This is a genomic window from Paenibacillus radicibacter (assembly GCF_024721995.1).
Taxonomy (GTDB): domain Bacteria; phylum Bacillota; class Bacilli; order Paenibacillales; family NBRC-103111; genus Paenibacillus_AM; species Paenibacillus_AM radicibacter.
The window spans coordinates 1-16,986 of record NZ_JANQBC010000013.1; the positions used below are offsets into that span (position 1 = coordinate 1).

The 16,986-nt window shown below is 43.6% G+C and carries 14 protein-coding genes; 3 read left to right on the plus strand and 11 right to left on the minus strand.

Annotated features, from left to right (window positions below; genetic code table 11):
* Nucleotides 1-144, plus strand: a 144-nt coding sequence (locus NV379_RS21115; protein WP_258207824.1) for an IS3 family transposase, incomplete at its 5' end; no start/stop codon positions are given.
* Nucleotides 145-201: 57 nt separating this feature from the next.
* Here the strand turns inward: NV379_RS21115 and NV379_RS21120 are convergent.
* The 11 genes from NV379_RS21120 to NV379_RS21170 form a co-directional block, all read right to left on the minus strand.
* The gene (locus tag NV379_RS21120) at nucleotides 202-3,960 is read right to left on the minus strand and encodes a DUF5704 domain-containing protein (RefSeq protein WP_258209332.1); all 3,759 of its coding nucleotides are present in this window, start codon (nucleotides 3,958-3,960) and stop codon (nucleotides 202-204) included.
* 12 nt (nucleotides 3,961-3,972) lie between these two features.
* Nucleotides 3,973-5,181, minus strand: coding sequence for an S-layer homology domain-containing protein (locus tag NV379_RS21125; RefSeq protein ID WP_258209333.1), 1,209 nt, complete (start codon nucleotides 5,179-5,181; stop codon nucleotides 3,973-3,975).
* 224 nt (nucleotides 5,182-5,405) lie between these two features.
* A complete protein-coding gene (locus NV379_RS21130; RefSeq protein WP_258209334.1) occupies nucleotides 5,406-5,732 on the minus strand; it encodes a cupin domain-containing protein in 327 nt (108 codons plus the stop codon).
* A gap of 43 nt (nucleotides 5,733-5,775) precedes the next feature.
* Nucleotides 5,776-6,426: a polysaccharide deacetylase family protein gene (locus tag NV379_RS21135; protein WP_258209335.1), complete on the minus strand. Its 651-nt coding sequence runs from the start codon at nucleotides 6,424-6,426 to the stop codon at nucleotides 5,776-5,778.
* 19 nt (nucleotides 6,427-6,445) lie between these two features.
* Entirely contained in the window at nucleotides 6,446-7,366 is a 921-nt protein-coding gene (locus NV379_RS21140; protein WP_258209336.1) for a polysaccharide deacetylase family protein, read from the minus strand.
* Nucleotides 7,363-8,565: a sugar efflux transporter gene (locus NV379_RS21145; RefSeq protein ID WP_258209337.1), complete on the minus strand. Its 1,203-nt coding sequence runs from the start codon at nucleotides 8,563-8,565 to the stop codon at nucleotides 7,363-7,365. The genes NV379_RS21140 and NV379_RS21145 overlap by 4 nt, the downstream gene beginning before the upstream one ends.
* A gap of 8 nt (nucleotides 8,566-8,573) precedes the next feature.
* A complete protein-coding gene (locus tag NV379_RS21150; RefSeq protein WP_258209338.1) occupies nucleotides 8,574-10,337 on the minus strand; it encodes an FAD/NAD(P)-binding protein in 1,764 nt (587 codons plus the stop codon).
* Between the two features lie 2 nt (nucleotides 10,338-10,339).
* Nucleotides 10,340-11,176 (minus strand): glycosyltransferase family 2 protein, encoded by an 837-nt coding sequence (locus NV379_RS21155; protein WP_258209339.1) that lies wholly within the window; start codon nucleotides 11,174-11,176, stop codon nucleotides 10,340-10,342.
* 48 nt (nucleotides 11,177-11,224) lie between these two features.
* Nucleotides 11,225-13,063, minus strand: a complete 1,839-nt coding sequence (locus tag NV379_RS21160) for an NAD(P)/FAD-dependent oxidoreductase (RefSeq protein ID WP_258209340.1) — start codon at nucleotides 13,061-13,063, stop codon at nucleotides 11,225-11,227.
* Nucleotides 13,064-13,093: 30 nt separating this feature from the next.
* A complete protein-coding gene (locus tag NV379_RS21165; protein ID WP_258209341.1) occupies nucleotides 13,094-13,960 on the minus strand; it encodes a glycosyltransferase in 867 nt (288 codons plus the stop codon).
* 27 nt (nucleotides 13,961-13,987) lie between these two features.
* Nucleotides 13,988-14,566: a class I SAM-dependent methyltransferase gene (locus tag NV379_RS21170; protein WP_258209342.1), complete on the minus strand. Its 579-nt coding sequence runs from the start codon at nucleotides 14,564-14,566 to the stop codon at nucleotides 13,988-13,990.
* Between the two features lie 298 nt (nucleotides 14,567-14,864).
* On the opposite strand from NV379_RS21170, the gene NV379_RS21175 reads away from it, so the two are divergent.
* Together NV379_RS21175 and NV379_RS21180 are read left to right on the plus strand one after the other, a co-directional pair.
* On the plus strand, nucleotides 14,865-15,539 hold the full coding sequence (locus NV379_RS21175; RefSeq protein ID WP_373426148.1) for a response regulator transcription factor: 675 nt from the start codon (nucleotides 14,865-14,867) through the stop codon (nucleotides 15,537-15,539).
* Entirely contained in the window at nucleotides 15,536-16,909 is a 1,374-nt protein-coding gene (locus NV379_RS21180) for a sensor histidine kinase (RefSeq protein ID WP_258209344.1), read from the plus strand. Before NV379_RS21175 ends, NV379_RS21180 begins: the two co-directional genes overlap by 4 nt.
* The last annotated feature ends 77 nt before the right edge of the window (nucleotides 16,910-16,986 follow it).

The window sequence follows — 16,986 nt, forward strand, 5'->3', positions numbered from 1 at the left end:
CTATACTTAAAGGAATTTGAAAGTGTGGAGCATTTTAAAACTGAACTAGAAAAATATATAGATTACTACAATACGAAACGGATGAAGGCAAAATTAAAAATGAGTCCGGTACAGTACCGAACTCATTTCACCCAAGCTGCCTGATGAAATAACCGTGTCTAACTTTTAGGGGTCACTTCAGATCGTTGGGGGGGTCGCTATTTAATGTGTTCCGCCAGAACGGAAGTCATCATAAGAAGATTGATCCGCATGGTAGAATACGACATCACCGTCACGTAGATTGAACGTCTTACCGTAAGGGTCTGTGAAACTTCTTCGGTAACCTTCTAATGTCCACTGATTCCGATTCGGATCGGTTTGTAGCATTGCTGGTGTGTTGATGTACTGAAGATGCGGGTTGTTAATGTCTCTGTTCTGGATCGTTTCAAAATTGAAATTCACAATGACGTAGCCATTTTTCAAGAAGATATCGGACTTCTCATCGAGTACGTTCTTGATACCGTAATCTGGGATGTTCGTTCCCTTCTTAACCACATAAGCAGCCGCAGGAATACTGTATTCCCCGTACCACTTCTGCTCGGCAGCTTGGACACGGTAAGGGTTTACGCTTGGCGGAACGTCCTGTTGACCAATGAGCGTTCGCACATCGGAAATGAGCAGTTCAAGAGGGTATCCACCGATATACTTCTTTTCCTTGGCTGCATGCTCCGCAAAAGCTGCGGTGTAGGTCGGTTTGTCCATTTTCCAATTCAAAGGTTTGGAGAACAATTCCCACAGTGCGCTTGATGATCTTGTAATGTCACTGGCAGGTACGTTGCGCAGGCGCTGATCGAGCACCATGTATCTTTTCTGAACATCATCTTTGGAGCCGATTTGAATGAATCGCTTATCGTCCGAGTGGTAGTATAGATCCACTTCTTGTCTATTCTGACCGTCCTTGTCTACATAGTAGAATGTAGGTATTATTCGAATCGAATCGTCAAATCGGAACATATCGCCTTTGGTTTTCATATCGAATTTGAATGAATAACCCGTCTTCACCGACACATTGCGATAACCTTTCTCAGGATGACTGCCTTGACGGATCGGAAGCAAGAATGGTGTTTGATTGCCTCTTGGATCTCCGTCTATCTGATTCGGACCTGACCAATAGTAATTACCTGTGTGTGTACTCGCTCCTTGCTCGGTACGGAATACCGTCTCCCAATTGAAATCTTGAACGTCCGTAATACGGAAATCATACAAGCGACCGACTACATCCACTGGAATAACATCAGATGCCACGTGGTGGGTCAAATCCAAGTTCGCATTCGGTTGATTCGTAAACGGATCAGGTGCATTTTCTGCAATCGTACGGAATAACACATCATAGAACCCTTCGTCCACCCATACTGGCATGAAGAACGTCGTCGCCTCTTGGTTTACAGGGATCGAGATCCATGTTTCCTTGGGGTAGAAGAAAGACTTGTCGCCGGTGTATACATCGAATGGGAACCACACTTGCTTATTCCTCACATACTTCGCATAATCACGATCACCATAACCCGGTATGTTGCGATGCTGACCATCTGTTGGCATGTACACGGTGAACGGTCGATCTAATATCGTTGCCGATCGATCCCATGCGGGTACGGTTTTCTGGTTGTGAGCTTTATCGTCTGAGATGGATGCATAGATGACGACGGGAGTGTGCACGGTGACGGTGTTGATTCCGTTGATCGGAAATGTGTTTGGAAGTGTCGGTCCACCAACATTACCCGTAATCATCTCATACGATATAGTTCCGGTGCTTGGTGTATTCGCTTTGTTCGTCAATGACTTACTAATGACATTTCCTGACTTGTACAAGACATCTTGTCCGATCATCGTTGGGTTCGGTATGTTTGAAGGAGTTGGGCCGTCCTTTGTAGCCTGAGCTCCACTCATAATTGTAGATCCATTGAACGTGACAGTATCGTTTTTTACTTTTGGATCTTGTGTACCTGATTCTGCCATGCCTTTTAATGTTCCTGTATCATCCGGTACCGAGGGCTTTGAATCTAGGCCACCCGTGACAACCGGAGGAGTGAAATTTATTGCACTTGTCTCGGCAGGTACTACGTGATTCTGTACGTTCGCGTCTTGCTGTGATGATAAAGTCGGGGCAGTATACCCGGCAGGATTCAACGTGACTGTTCCACCAGGCAAAGCATAATTGCTCATTGATGCATGAATTAGCTTGTATACTTCTAGTGAGTTGATTAGCCAATACGAATAATTCCTTGGGCTCAGTGTGAACGTGTATGTTTTGTCTACTGTTTCTTCCATAGGCAGCGGTGGATTTGGTTTACAACCTGCAGGTGCCGGTCCACAAGTAGGTGGCACAGACTTTTGCCATTTTAGTACATACGTAACATCTACTTTGCAGTTATAAGTAATGGTACCTCGCATCTGATCCCACATCTGTTTGTAGAGATAGTTATACCCCAGTGCATTGGTATATAACGATTCAGAAGTCGGAATGCCTTGAAGTACGTCGAACTGTTCTGCTCCTCGGCTATCTGCTTTAATGACTCCCGTGGCAGAAGGGTCTGTTACTCCTCCCGGCATGGTTGATGATTTACTAGGAGAGTTAATTACCCACTTACAACTACCACTGGGATCAGGATCAACCGGACCTCCTGCATCTTTACACGATGATCCAGTTCCAACACTAATTGTGAAACTGTCCTTTTCATCAAGTTTTTGAGTGTCATCTATGAAGTGTGCGGTAATATCTGTACTCCCTGATGATGCAACAGCAGACACTACTCCGCTTGAACTTACCGTTGCAACACTTGTGCTTGAGCTTGTCCATGTAAGATTAGGGTGAGTAGTAAGAGGCCATGAACTGCCGTCGACTTTTACAAGTGTAGCTGTCAGTTGTGTTGTACCACCCGGTGCAACGCATGTGTTTCCCGATATTGTTAGTCCTGCTTTACCGTCAGCATATGTGGCCATTAGTGACTTGTCTTTATAGGCGTAGGTAATTGTCATAATATCAGCGTAAAACTTATTGAAATAATGAACTTGCTTTGCTCCAAAATTCGCCCAGTAGTCTTTATACTTATCATTGTTAAAAGTCTGGGTAAAGTTGATAGATACAGTGAGTAAGTTTGGATCAGCTTCTACAACCAGTTGATCTGTTGCTAATGTAGTTCTATCCGTTGTTCCCCAATGCGTCGGAACTGATCCACTTTGCATATCGGTTACGTAATCTACTCTTACATTTACTGCCTTTACATCTGACCTTGATTTTGATAAACCGGGAGTATCTATCCAATAATCCTCTAATGGACCTTCATCAACAATATTAAAAGCATTCTTTCGCTCTAGAGTAGACTGAAGTTCATCGTCATAACAGTTTGGATATTTAGGAATTTCGTATCCTTGATAGCTCCTCCCCTTATCATCCTTAATTTCAAATTCAGTAGAGGTTCTAGGCTTACATTTTACTGGATCTGTGTTGTCGTATACTGAAACTTTACCCCCCCCTGCTTTCCATAGCTTCCCATTATCATGAGCGGAGTCATTGACTGACCACCGATCCCAATAGTAAACCCCTCCATAATTAGCATACTCTTCCGATTTCACGTTATATTTAGTTCCGTTCAGATTTTCATTTGAGATTGTATATCTAGCAACATTTGGAGTAAAACCTGCCACACTCCTAAGCGGAGTTTTTGTGTTCTCATCTACCCACTCAAGCTTTTTAATGACTTTTCCAGGAGGTGCATTAACTGTAATTGGTTTCACCTGGAGAGTCGATTTATCCGTAAAAAGGATCCCCCCGTATTCATAACTACTCGTATACCCTGTTAACTCATAATCCAATATTTTTGTAGTTTCTGTTCCTGCGGTTGCTAGCTGTTGATAATTGAGAACCAGATTTATACCTAATATTGAGATTAATAGTGTGCTAATAATTCTTTTATACTTCATCTGCATGTCCCTCTACTTCTGTTCCGGGCGTGTTTCTACGAGAACCCCTCCAACTGGTTCCATGCCGGCTATTGTAATATTGGAAACAGATAACCTTACATAGTTATTGTTGAGACTATAATTCTTGGGGATAATAAGTCCACGTATCGGTTTAGATTTATCTAATGATTCTAGCTTTCCTATCCCTTCTAATGGTGTCCCGTTTTCCTTTTCTCCAAACCCATATAAGGCCATGTTTAATATGTTAGTAATGCTGTACTTTTCTGGGCTTTTATTAATTACTAACCCTCCATCTAACAATATGATATAGCATGGTAGATCGTTAGTAAGTATTTGATCTCTAGTTGGACTGTTATAACTAATATTTTCAGTAGCAGGCAAGAGTTTCCTATTCGGGTCTTTCGGATCATTCCAATCGATCGCTATTAAACTATTGACTTGAATTACTGAACCATCCTTCCCTGTAATTCGCAAATTCTCTGTCTTCCAAGGTTGTCTATTACCGGGGTTTGGTCTTGTATGTAGATCATCCTTGAAAATTTCTGGAATAACCGTAAATACGTTGGTTTTACGCCAAAGAATTTCCGCTGCTGAGACTGCGTATTTATCAACAGGAAGTGTTTTTCCACTCTTTACAGAAAGAACACGCTCAATGACAGACACCGCTTGCCCTCTTGTCGATGTACCCTCCGGAGAGAGTACACCAGGTGCAGTACCCGATATAACACCGTTCTGAGTTGCTATATACATCCATTGCTTGTCTTCAACATTATTCTTTCCGATTGCACGAACTGCTACTTTGGACATTTCTTCACGAGGAATTGGTTTATCCCAATCCGAATCTCCGAAATCTCCAGATACGAAGATACTTGCAGATTGAGCAGCATTCACATAAGGCGTATACCAGTTACCACTTGCAGAACCGACAGGAAGTTTAAGTGCAGATACAGCCATCTTAATAAACTCAGCTCTTGTCACATTATCATCCGGTAGAAAATTTCCATCTGGAAATCCATTTACATAACCTTGCTCTACAGCTTGCTTAATACTGGATTCCGCCCAATGCCCACTAATATCCTTAAACTGTCCCGATGCTACAGCCGCAACCCTCACGTCTTCACTCTTCGCCTTCGACAAGCTACCATCCCCAGAAAACCCACAACCAACTAACGCTACCAATACGGACGCGCTTGCGATTAAACTTTTCTTTTTCAATCTCATTATCAATTGCCTCCTTATGTATGATTCACACAAACGATCATTTCTGAAATCTCAGACAATACCACACCTTCCTCCTCATCCAAAAATATACAATAGACTTACCAATCTTAACTCATTTGGTTAATCTAGTAAATTATTTGCGTATTAAAAGGAATAAATAAAACGCAACTATCGATTCCGTATAAGGGAATCTCTTAGTCACGTTTTACTTGTAAGCAATACTATTAATTTCTGTTCGCATACTCCGCAGGAGAGAACAGCACCAAGATCTGCAAATCTTCTGTTATCGTGTGGAATCGATGCTCTAAATGTGCCTCAACGAAAATGATCGAACCTGCATTTACTTCGATTTCCTCATCACCAAGCGTCATCTGAGACTTTCCTGCAATGATGTAGTAAATCTCATCTTCCGTATGCGGCGACTGTAAATCCTTCTCGCCAGCTCGTAACTGATAAATCCCAGCACTCATCGATGAAACACGAAGAAACTCATGATAGGACTTGCCCTGCATGTCTTTAGCAAGCTCAGCAATGTGATCAGCCTGACTCATGGAACAGCCTCCTGACTACCTTTTCCTACCATTATAGCATTAGTCAAAAATACTTGACCTCATCTATCGAATGAGTAATTATCCTAGGTTGTAATAGCAACTCTTGCGGATCTATGAACTGATAACCTTGTTCCAGCAATAACGGAATCAGCATACGAATCGTCCTTACTGTATGTGCACGTGATGCATCTCGTTCATTAGAGGAATCGTGGAACAGCATAATCCCGCCATTCTCCATACGTTTCATCATATATTCAACAATTACATGCTCATCCTCATACTGCCAGTCTCGCGAATCCAACTTCCGTGTCCATGTCAAAAAGGTATATCCCTGCTGCCGCACCAGCTCCACAATAGCATCATCAAAATGCCCATAAGGTGGTCGAAACAAGAATAGCTTTTCGCCAGTTAGCCGAACAATAGCCTGCTCTGTCCTTGCGATTTCCTCTAAGATCTCCTCATGACTGATCTCTAACAGATCCGGATGCGAATACGTATGATTTCCTATCGTATGCCCCGAATTTGCAACCTCACGGATCACCTCTGGGTACTCCAACACATGCTGTCCAATCGCAAAGAAAGCAGCTTTAACTCCATACTGCTGCAACACATGTAAAATCTCCTTTGTATACACAGGGTTAGGTCCATCATCGAAGGTGAGCATGACTTTATTCTCTGATGCCTGGATCGACATGTTATTAAAGCTCTTCACTTTACTTCACCTCTCTGCCTGCAAGCGAATCATGCTCTGGGAATTGAAAATGTGGTATGCCGCACTCTCTTGGTAAAGCATACAGATCATAATAGTTAGGAATAAACGGACCTCCACGTGTAACTGTCGCTGTCTTATACCCTGCCTGAGTTGCCTTTTCACGAACAAGATCGTTATATCGACCGTACGGATACGAGAAATGGTTAACCACCGTACCAAGCTGCTCTTCAATCCTCGCCTTTGGTTCTACCAATTCACGCTCAAGATCATCCTCACTAAGCAGCGTTAGATTAGGGTGAGTCCGAGTGTGAGCTCCAATCGTGCAGAGCGGTTGTGCATGAAGCTTGCGAACTTGCTCCCAACTCAGCCCATAATGACGATACGATTCGGCATTGATTTTCAACAATTCCACCATTTCCTGCACAGTTGAACACTTTTGTGCTAACAACTGCTCGATGTCGCGAATGGTTTGTATTTTGCCAGCCAATGTAGAAGTATCGAAGGTATGTGTAACATCCTCAACCTTCAATGTCACACCCGCTTGATTCCGTACTAAATCTTCAATCGCTTCGCTCATATGAATAATCTCATGATCGGGGTATCCCGTTGTCAAATACAGAGTGAATGGAATCTGATACTCTTCCATAACCGGTAAGGCATTCGTATAATTATTCGTGTACCCATCATCAAATGTGAAACTCACGAACGGATAACGCTTTAAGTCTTGATCCTGATTCTCCAATCTCGTATGCAGTTCATCGAGCGATATAAATTGATAGTCTCTTGACCTCAAACCTTGAATAATCGTTCTAAAATCCTGAATCGACATCTCTTGTCTTGGATAGGAGATCAATCGACTCGCAAGCTTGGACTCCGTCAATATACTATGAAACATCATGATCATAACTGGATATGACGTCATTTGCCCCCGACTCCTTCCCCAATAACGCCTGTATGAACTGCTTGTAGACGACTTCGTCTGATCCAGAGCATACCCATCCATCCCACCAACGCCATGAATAATGAGAGGATAAACACGCTTTTGAAACCAAACCATTGACTGACAATACCTGCAATTAAACCTGCAAACATATTACCAACGCGCATGCTATTCGTATATAACGTGGATGCCATCGCTGGTCGCTCAGACAGTTTGTCTTGAATAATAATGATCAATAAATTGGTTGTCACACTTATAAAAATAGCGTTGAACAGCTGAATCGCAATGAGGCTGAACCTTGAATCTGCAAATAACAAAAGTCCATAGAAAACAACACCAGAGATGAGCGCCATTACAACCAATCTTTCTTTGCCAATCCGATCTGCAACAAGCCCTGTTAATAAGGTAAATATAACTTCCATTCCAGCTGCTGCTCCAAATATATACCCCGCCCAGCGTGCTTCATAATGTAGACTTTCGACCAAATATAACGGCATCGAGATTGCATACAAGCTGTCCGCTAAACTCACAAACATATTCACGAAGAGAATCGCTAGTAACGGACCATTGTTCATCCAGCCCTGCAGTTTCTCCCCTGCTTCCCGCTTCGGTTTCTTCACCTCGAAATTCGGAATTAGAAACCAGATCGACATCGACAGCAGCACAGAGAAAGCCATTGCGAGCACGAGCGACCAGTTAAATCCCCATTCCTCAATAATGAAAAATACGCTTGGCGGACCCACAATCCATGCAACTGTAATCATCGTGCGCATCCACGTTATTAATTGCGTTGCACTTTTCTGTTCGATTGTATCGGAATAGACCCTGCCTAGTGCCATGAGATGGGAAGACCCCATACTCCCAAGTGCAAGAAGCGGACCCACGACACATAACAACAACCAATAATTGTTTAACAGTAAAAAGCCGCATAACCCAATTACATTGAAAAATTGGCTAACAAAGAGAATTTTTCTTCGAATGCTGCGATTATCTCCAATGATGCCAGATAGATGACCCGTTACAATCTTCAGCAGCGTCATAATGGAAATGAAGATCCCCATATCAAATGGGGAGACTCCTTTAACATTAACCAATACCAGACTAATGATTGGATTCAAGAAACTAATACCAAAACTTAGGATCAAGGACGAGAGCAGAAAGCCAAACACCGACTTATTCATCACGACTCTCACTTGTTACCACCCATTTCTTTCCAGACTTCCACGACACATTGATCTGCATCATAGAAAGCACGAGCTCGACTGCGCGGCGAAGGCAAGTAAAGATTGAAATGGCGACTACCGTCTGTCAGAAGTCCAAGTATGAATATATGACGTTCCGCTTCGCCCGCTTCATTAATTGGATGAAAGTCAGGATCACATGCTACACCAAGTCCTTGCAGATGTAAGGATGAATAAGGGGATCGGATTCGCCCGCTGGCCTGTAAATTCTGCAATAGTACAGATGATGGAGGACTCATCAAATTCGAATCATTGTAGCCAAGTACATAATGTGATGCATATACTTCCTGCCTTTGATCCAAATGTACCGAACGCGCATACCAACGCCTATTGTCCGCCTCGTATTCAATAACAGGTGCTGGGCCAAGTGAATGTTTCACAATACCTGCCTTCATGAGTGCAATGAGCTGCTCCGTCTTATGGACAGGTGGACCGACAACCGCTCGGTAGAACATCGGCATAATATTCATCCTGAAATCGCGAAATGAAGACGCCGTTAACCCGCCAAAATCGACTGCATATCGGAACATATCTCGTAACACGCGAATGAGCTCAATTGCTGCTTTGGATGGAGATTCGTGATCTGATTTAGACTCCGCCACATCGCATCGAAGCTGCCTAAACATCTCTTCCTGAAAAGCAGCTGCATTCTCATACCGCCTGCAAGTACCGAAGATCGCTTCCTCAGGATCAAAATCTCGATATGGATTTTCGACCCTCTCAAGTAAATCTTCTGCCTGCTTACTGCGATACCTCAACTTCATCTCGTCATACAGAAGCGGCAAGACCTGTGCTCGAAAATCCAATTCCTGATGTTCCTTACGCAGCTCGTCAATGCGTTCTTTCGTAAGAAAAGTTGGTTTATACGTACCTGCTGTATCCTGTATCCCGATTGGGCGTGATCGATAAGACAATCCGCTTCTTGAGAATTGAATAATGTGAGGTTCCTTGCCTGAGGGCTGATACACAAGTTCTCCAGAATGCTGCCGATTAAATACGCCGCCCCTACCAATCGTGAGATAGCTGATTACATCAATTGCAGCTAATCCCATACCTGCAAGTAGTACGCACTCCCCAGGTTGCACAACTTGTTGAACATGCTGATGAGGAAAAGGTGGCAACACCTGCCCCGGCACATCATGTTGTGCACCTAAGCCTGATTCGAACTGAATCGTATCCGCATGACCCACGGTAAGAAACACCTTATCTACGAGGAGCGAAAAACCGTTGTCTAGTTCGATCTGCTCTTGATCTCCTTGCCTAATGATCTGAGTTGCCTTTGCCTTGTGGAGCTGGGCTTGCATGTTCGATGGAAGATGGGAAAGAAGGGTCTGAAAGACCCCATTCAAGTAGTTTCCCAACCATTTTCTAGCGACAAAATCGGTCGGCTTTACCTCCCGCATCACACCATCTTCTTCAACTTTATATTGATGGGTACGGAGCCACTCATAGAAACTCATCTCATATCCCTTACGTGGCTCACGCGGTTCCATAAATGTACTTCCGAATAAGTGAATGTTGCCACACTCAGTATTAAGCAGTAGATATTCCGGCAGCGTATCCGAATAGACCCCAGTTCCACCCTCATTCGGTTCAATAACGTGTAATTTCAACATGGTCTGATCTTGCTGAATCCGAGTACAATGAGCAATGAATCTCTCCAGCACGGCAAGACCCCATGGCCCACAGCCCACGATTGCGATATTAAGCATCCTCATCCTTGCACGCCTTGCTTCTGAAGGTGGCTATTGATGAAGTTTAGTTCATCCCCTAATTGCAGCAGCATTTGCTCGATCCATCGCTTTACCATCGGCTGTTCGAATTCGTCGATCAAGACGAGATTTTTCTCCGCAATCCGCCTTACCCATTCATGATGAAGAGCTTCATTCTGATTCGATAACCCCTCGCCATGTCTGCGATATACGAAACCAGGAACGCCAGTAAAGATGTATGGATGCTTCGCACTTAGGCGTATTTTGAGATCCCAATTTTCATAAAAAGGAATGGTCTCATCGTGTCCGCAAACTGCGTCATACAAATCGCGACGAAAAGTAAAGTTCTGCGGAATTAAGCAGCGTCTTGTCATCAGCTCAGCTGTGATATAGCCTTCTCTTACAGGTCGAATATCACGAAATCGATTCACAATTTCACCTTTGCCATTTGCAATCGCCACATCGGAGAAGGCGATGACATCTTCGGCATATTTTTTACGATAATATTGAATAATTTCCATTTCAGCTTCGAGTTTATCTGGATTCTGGATGTAATCATCACTGTCTAAGTAGTTGAGATACTCACCTTGTGCCAACTGAATGGCTTGTTTACGGTTTCGTGTAATGCCGATATTGTGCGAATTGTATATCGCGTGCACATGGTTATGCTGAGCCACTAACTGGGCAATCACGTCTTGGGAACCGTCTGTGGAGGCATCATCAGCAATAATAATCTCCATGTTGTCGTAGCTTTGTGCAAGCAGACTATTCACGCAATCCTTGATATACGGCGCGTTATTGTAATTCGGTATGATCGTGGAGACTAAATCCTTATTCATCCCTATACCCCCTGTATCCTAAATAACCCCAAATTGATAGACCAACATTTATACCAAGCCCATCACAGAACGAACTGCGGACTGCGTTTGATCCTTAGCTGTAAAAAAGCTGCTGAGCCGCTCTGGGTGATACAAACGATGCATCGGGTGAGAATGACCATCGAGGGCCTTAACCACGGCATGAGCAACTGCCATCGCATGTGTGAATCCGCCTGTATTGTGACCTCCTGTCACGACAAACAGCCCATCGCTACTTGTTGGAATCGTCTCGAACACACCTAGACAAGAGGGTGTCCACGGCCTTATACAATACCGAATAGGTGACTGAAACACGCCTGACTCCTCGGCCTTACGGTATAAAGCTGGGAATAAACTTCTCGCTGTTTCATGCACAGCACGGGATAAATCTTGCAAATACGCTTCATGTATATTACTTGAATCCAGTCCTAGAAAACCGTGGCCAGAGCTAATATGAATAACAGAATTGCCATGTCGATCCACACCGGGAATAATGTTGGCACCCGCAGCCGCTTCTTGTGAAGCGTAACCTGCCCTGGCAACTTTGATCGGAAAGCTAAGTTCGGCTTGCGAATCATTCGGCAGTGTAACCCAGCAACCAATCATCGCTCCAAGCTGACCTTGTGAATTCGTCCCTTGAAGGAATCCATTACGAGGGACGCCCGGAGAAACCACATAGCAATCCGCAGTAATAGCTTCTTCACCCGAATAGATAGACTTCACTTGACCCGATTCATTAAACTCAATGCGGTCAAAGTTCCAATTCCAATGAAATACGGCTCCTTTTTCCTGTAAAAGCTTTAGAAGTGCAGATGCCAACTTGTGTATATGAATGCCGAATCCTTCAACTTCAATCACACCATGAATCGTGTTAGCAGCAAACGCTTCTTGTAGACTTGGGAATAGCTCCTTCATCTCATCATGATCCAATTCGCGTATGAATGCGCCTAATGCTCGTTCCGATCGCACCCCAGCCTCATATTGATCCGTTGTAGAATAGATTCGGAATAACCGATCCACATAACCCGACTCCGTAATTAACTGCGGGTACTGCTTAATGAGGCTTTTCCACAGCACATAACTTTCTTTGTTAAAATCAAAAATCTCATTCTGTATTTTCTGGAACACCCATTGCGGATACGTTTCAAATTGTTCAATCCATTTCCAATCGGAAGCGGTTAGATGATCATTCGGTGTGCTCAACCATCCATTCTCAGATACAGACTTGCGATATTGATCATCTGGAGCTTCGAGCAGTGGATTTCCATAATAATGATGATGACGGGATTCATTAAATGAAAAAATGCGAGCATCACTTCCTGAGAGCGTACAGCCATAATCCATCCAACGATCTTCATTATAGGGAGGTGGATCTGCCGCATAGACGTTAAGCTTATATCCCTGATCTGCCAAATAGAGCGCTGAAATCAGGTTCACGATACCTGCTCCAACGATGGCAATATGAGCATCTTTAGGGGTGGCAATCCGCGAATGCAACACAAACTTGTGATTATGCTGACCTTCCAAATATTGCAACACTTGTACTTCCAATAAATCTGCATCCGCACAAGCGACAATATGATACCGATCATTCCCCCGATGAAGCATGGAACCTTCCTGATTAATCGCATATACAAGCGTTATGGAATCACGGATTAAGGACAAATCTTGCAGATCTAACAAATATGCAATTAAGATACGATCCGACGTGACAATTGCATCTGGATTGATCTGAGTAATCACCTTGCCAAGCGCATCACCGCTTAAGTTATACAAATCTTCCCTAACCACATAATCGATATGGTGCAGAAATGTAGGCTCACGAACCGCATCACTGAATAACACTCTATATTGGTTGGTTTTCTCCATCTGACCTCTCCCGGATATATGGAATATGTTCTATCTTTGCAGCAGGACATCGTTCATATCTAAGCATCTCGTCGTGATGAGCAATTCTGTCTCAGGTGTCTGGTATTTGGCATGGAAGTAACTGCGATTTTCTTGGGAATTTTTCTTGTTCTCATGCTCATCTTTTTCATGGGGAAAATGAATCGTTAACGCTTCTCTGCGCAGTACGAACCGAACATTTTTCAAAAATAAAGCATAGCCAACATCTACGTCTTCAACGCCCCAAGATGCGTACTTCTCGTCAAACCCTTGAATCTGTCGCAGCATGGCGGTTGGAACAGACACATTGCCAGCCCAGAAGAACACCCAAGGTGCAGGCAGGTCAGCTAAATTATCCTTGTATTTGCGATAGCATTCTTCTCGAATGTCATCGAACAATACGTCACTTCGAACAGATGCGAAGGTTTGTGTCCAATCATCCAGATCTATTGCCTTCATAAGCTTGTCGTTATTCCCATCGTGCTGGGTAAATCCAGCGACATAGCCAATAACAGCCGTAGGCTGATCTGAACTCTCATGAGCGTGGACATGGTGCTCTATACATGCGGGGGATAATAACAGACCTGAATCGATAAATATACAGATCGGCGCTTCCGCTAATTGAATACCCAAATTTCTAGCCCGTGCTACACGGAACCCAAGGTCAGATTGATATACATATTTAATCTGGAGCTTATGCTCAAAGCTCTTCACAACATCCTTCGTATGATCGGATGATCCATCATCAACAATAATCGTCTCAAAATCCGTATGAGGCAGTGTCTGGCAAGCAAGTGAACGCAAAGTTAAACGAAGAAGTTCTGCCCGATTATAAGTCGGGACAATGACACTTGCGCGATAGCGATTTAGTACGAACACGTTCATCCCTCCGGCGAAATCATTAAATTACATTTTCACAACATAAAGCTGGGGTTGAATCAAGGAAACCGTCCAGCTGTTGGCTTCTGTCGTGATCCGAACATCGGATAGAATGTCGTATTCACTGCTTTCTTTAATATTGTGCCGAATGATCGTCGAAGCTTCTCTGTCTTGCAGCGATAAGATAAACGCCCCTTGCGGACGTAAGTAAGTCCGATAACGTTCTAATAAGTCCAGCGGATGATCGAAGTAGTACAAGATTTCATTGAAGATAATCAAATCGAACTGCTCTTCTGGTGTAAAATATTCCAAATCCGACTGGATGAATGTACATCGATCACTTGTTGGATGCCGGGCTAACTTGAGAGCTTCTTCTGAAAAATCCACCCCGACATAATGACCATATTGATGGACATATTTCATAATCATTCCCTGACCGCATCCTAGATCCAGAATAGCGGCGCTCTCATGAAACGCTTGTGCAATCCCGCTCACAACACTATAACGAGGCACTTCATCTAGCGCTTCAAACACTTCAGTCCACTTTCCCGACTCAAATTCCTTGTTCCAGACATCGAGTGCCTTTTCTCTCTTCTTGTACGTCATGGTTTTATCTCCCTTGTCAGAATCATGAAAGTTAAAGCGCTTCCTTTCCCGACAATACTCCTTTCTAATATAAAATAATGTGCACGCATTAATATTGGAATTTTAATCCAAATTAACTATTTAATATTATATTTTCTAATTAAATACATCAAGTGCCAAATTTGTATAATAATTGGAAATCATTTTTGAAGAAGAAGAGAAAAAGCACCCTGGTTTTTTCCCACATTTGACAATACTAATTCCACTCCCTCACAATAAAAGCAATTCATAATGAAACGTAGGTGTGAGCACATTGGGCATGCATATTCTAATCGCAGACGACGATTCACATATTCGAGAATTACTGACTTTGATGTTAAAAAGAGAGGGATACATCGTATTCGGCGCGGCTGATGGTGGGGAAGCTTCTACAATTCTGGAGAGAGAAACGATCCATCTTGCTGTCGTTGATGTGATGATGCCAGTGAAGAATGGTTGGGAGCTGTGTGAGGAAATTCGAGAGTATTACGATATTCCCGTGATCTTGTTAACCGCGAAGGGGGATGTGAAGGACAAAGAAATCGGCTTCTTGTCTGGAACAGATGATTATATGGTGAAGCCATTTGAGCCGAAGGAGCTGTTGTTCCGGATCAAAGCGCTGCTGCGCCGCTATCAGATGGTATCGTCGGATGTGATTCGTCTGGGTAAGGTCGTCATTGATCGCAGCAGTTACGAAGTGAAAGCCGGGGATGAGACGATTATTTTGCCGCTAAAAGAATTTGAACTGCTCTCCCAACTCGCTAGTTTCCCTGGAAAAATATATACCCGTGAGCAGTTACTCCAACTTATATGGGGAGCGGATTTCCAAGGGGATAGCCGCACGATTGATGTACATATTAAGCGACTCCGCGAGCGATTTTCCCAGCGTAGTGAGGATTTCATCATTACGACAATTCGCAGTGTTGGCTACAAGCTAGAGGTGGTGGGTCTGTGAAAACCTTATATTTTCGCGTTGTCATCATCTCACTACTTATTGTAATCATGAGTCTTGGACTTGCCTTTCTGGCATCGAATATTTACTACCAAGCCCATATCAAGACGTATTACGAGGAAAAAGTGATGAGTATTGCTCAAGAGGTCAAATCGCTGGTTGAAACTGCGCCAAATGGCGGATCTGATACCTATTTAAACCACATTTCGGGAATGGGATTCCAGCTTGCCTTGGTAAATGAGCAATATGTTGCTACTTTCTATGGACGGGCGTTCAAGTACTTAGACCTTGAGGATACATTCAAGAAACAAGTGCTCGAAATCAAGCAACCGTACAGCATTCTGGAGCAGCCGAAGGACTTTTTCTTCACCAGTTTTTTTAAAAATAGTCTGAGCAACAGTGTCGGCATCCCGCTGCAAATAGAAGGCAAGCCGTACGCCTTGTTCGTGCGTCCTGATCTGGAGCAGCAAATCGGTGAAGTTCGCTATCTGATGGCGACCTTACTGTCATTCACATTCTTCTTCAGCATGATCTTCGTCATTATTTTTACAAGATATATTGTAAGACCTGTGAAGTCCCTAACGAATGCAACGAAGCAGATTATGGAGGGCAATTACGAACTTAAGCTTGATGTAACTCGAAAAGATGAGATTGGCAACTTAGCTTCTCACTTCTCTTCCATGGCACAATCACTCAAGCAGCTTGATGATATGCGGCAGGAGTTCGTCGGTAATGTATCGCATGAAATTCAATCGCCGCTCGCTTCGATACAAGGTTTCGTTAGTGAAGCGATGAACAAGGATACATCTCCCGAGGAACGTATGCGCTATCTCACTATTATAGATAACGAAAGCCGCAGATTGTCTTCCCTTAGTAAACAATTGCTGACACTCGCTTCGCTGGATAAAGAGTCTAATATGCTGAAAAAGTCGATCTACCGGCTGGATGAGCAGCTCAGAGAGATTATTATCATGACCGAGTGGCAGTGGACGGAGAAACAGATCGAGATTAACCTCGATTCCTCCGCTATTCACGTTAACGCAGATAAGCAGCTCATGCATCTCGTCTGGCTGAATCTCATGACCAATAGCATTAAGTTCTCAAATGTGGGCAGTACGATCCAGATTCATATTGAACTTGTGCACAATGTTGTGAAGGTGCAGATTGCCGATAGTGGTATCGGTATTCCTGAAGAAGATCTGCCGTCAATCTTCGAACGGTTCTACAAAGTTGATCGCGCACGCAATCGCTCACAAGGCGGCAGCGGCTTAGGCTTATCCATCGTTCAGAAAATTATCCACCTGCACCAAGGCACAATCGAAGCAAAAAGTGAGGTAGGACAAGGCACGACGATAATTGTGCGATTGCCTTAATTGCTACCCTTAGAGGGTGTTCAAAAAGTTTAACGGAGAAGAAAAGAGTCACTGGAGGAGCGAAGCGTTCGCCTTTG

Coding starts and splice junctions, on each gene's coding strand:
- NV379_RS21170 (WP_258209342.1), bottom strand. CDS start 14,566: ATGACGTACAAGAAGAGAGAAAAGGCACTCGATGTCTGGAACAAGGAA.
- NV379_RS21145 (WP_258209337.1), bottom strand. CDS start 8,565: ATGAATAAGTCGGTGTTTGGCTTTCTGCTCTCGTCCTTGATCCTAAGT.
- NV379_RS21175 (WP_373426148.1), top strand. CDS start 14,865: ATGCATATTCTAATCGCAGACGACGATTCACATATTCGAGAATTACTG.
- NV379_RS21135 (WP_258209335.1), bottom strand. CDS start 6,426: ATGTCGATCCAGGCATCAGAGAATAAAGTCATGCTCACCTTCGATGAT.
- NV379_RS21130 (WP_258209334.1), bottom strand. CDS start 5,732: ATGAGTCAGGCTGATCACATTGCTGAGCTTGCTAAAGACATGCAGGGC.
- NV379_RS21160 (WP_258209340.1), bottom strand. CDS start 13,063: ATGGAGAAAACCAACCAATATAGAGTGTTATTCAGTGATGCGGTTCGT.
- NV379_RS21125 (WP_258209333.1), bottom strand. CDS start 5,181: ATGAGATTGAAAAAGAAAAGTTTAATCGCAAGCGCGTCCGTATTGGTA.
- NV379_RS21150 (WP_258209338.1), bottom strand. CDS start 10,337: ATGCTTAATATCGCAATCGTGGGCTGTGGGCCATGGGGTCTTGCCGTG.
- NV379_RS21155 (WP_258209339.1), bottom strand. CDS start 11,176: ATGAATAAGGATTTAGTCTCCACGATCATACCGAATTACAATAACGCG.
- NV379_RS21120 (WP_258209332.1), bottom strand. CDS start 3,960: ATGAAGTATAAAAGAATTATTAGCACACTATTAATCTCAATATTAGGT.
- NV379_RS21140 (WP_258209336.1), bottom strand. CDS start 7,366: ATGACGTCATATCCAGTTATGATCATGATGTTTCATAGTATATTGACG.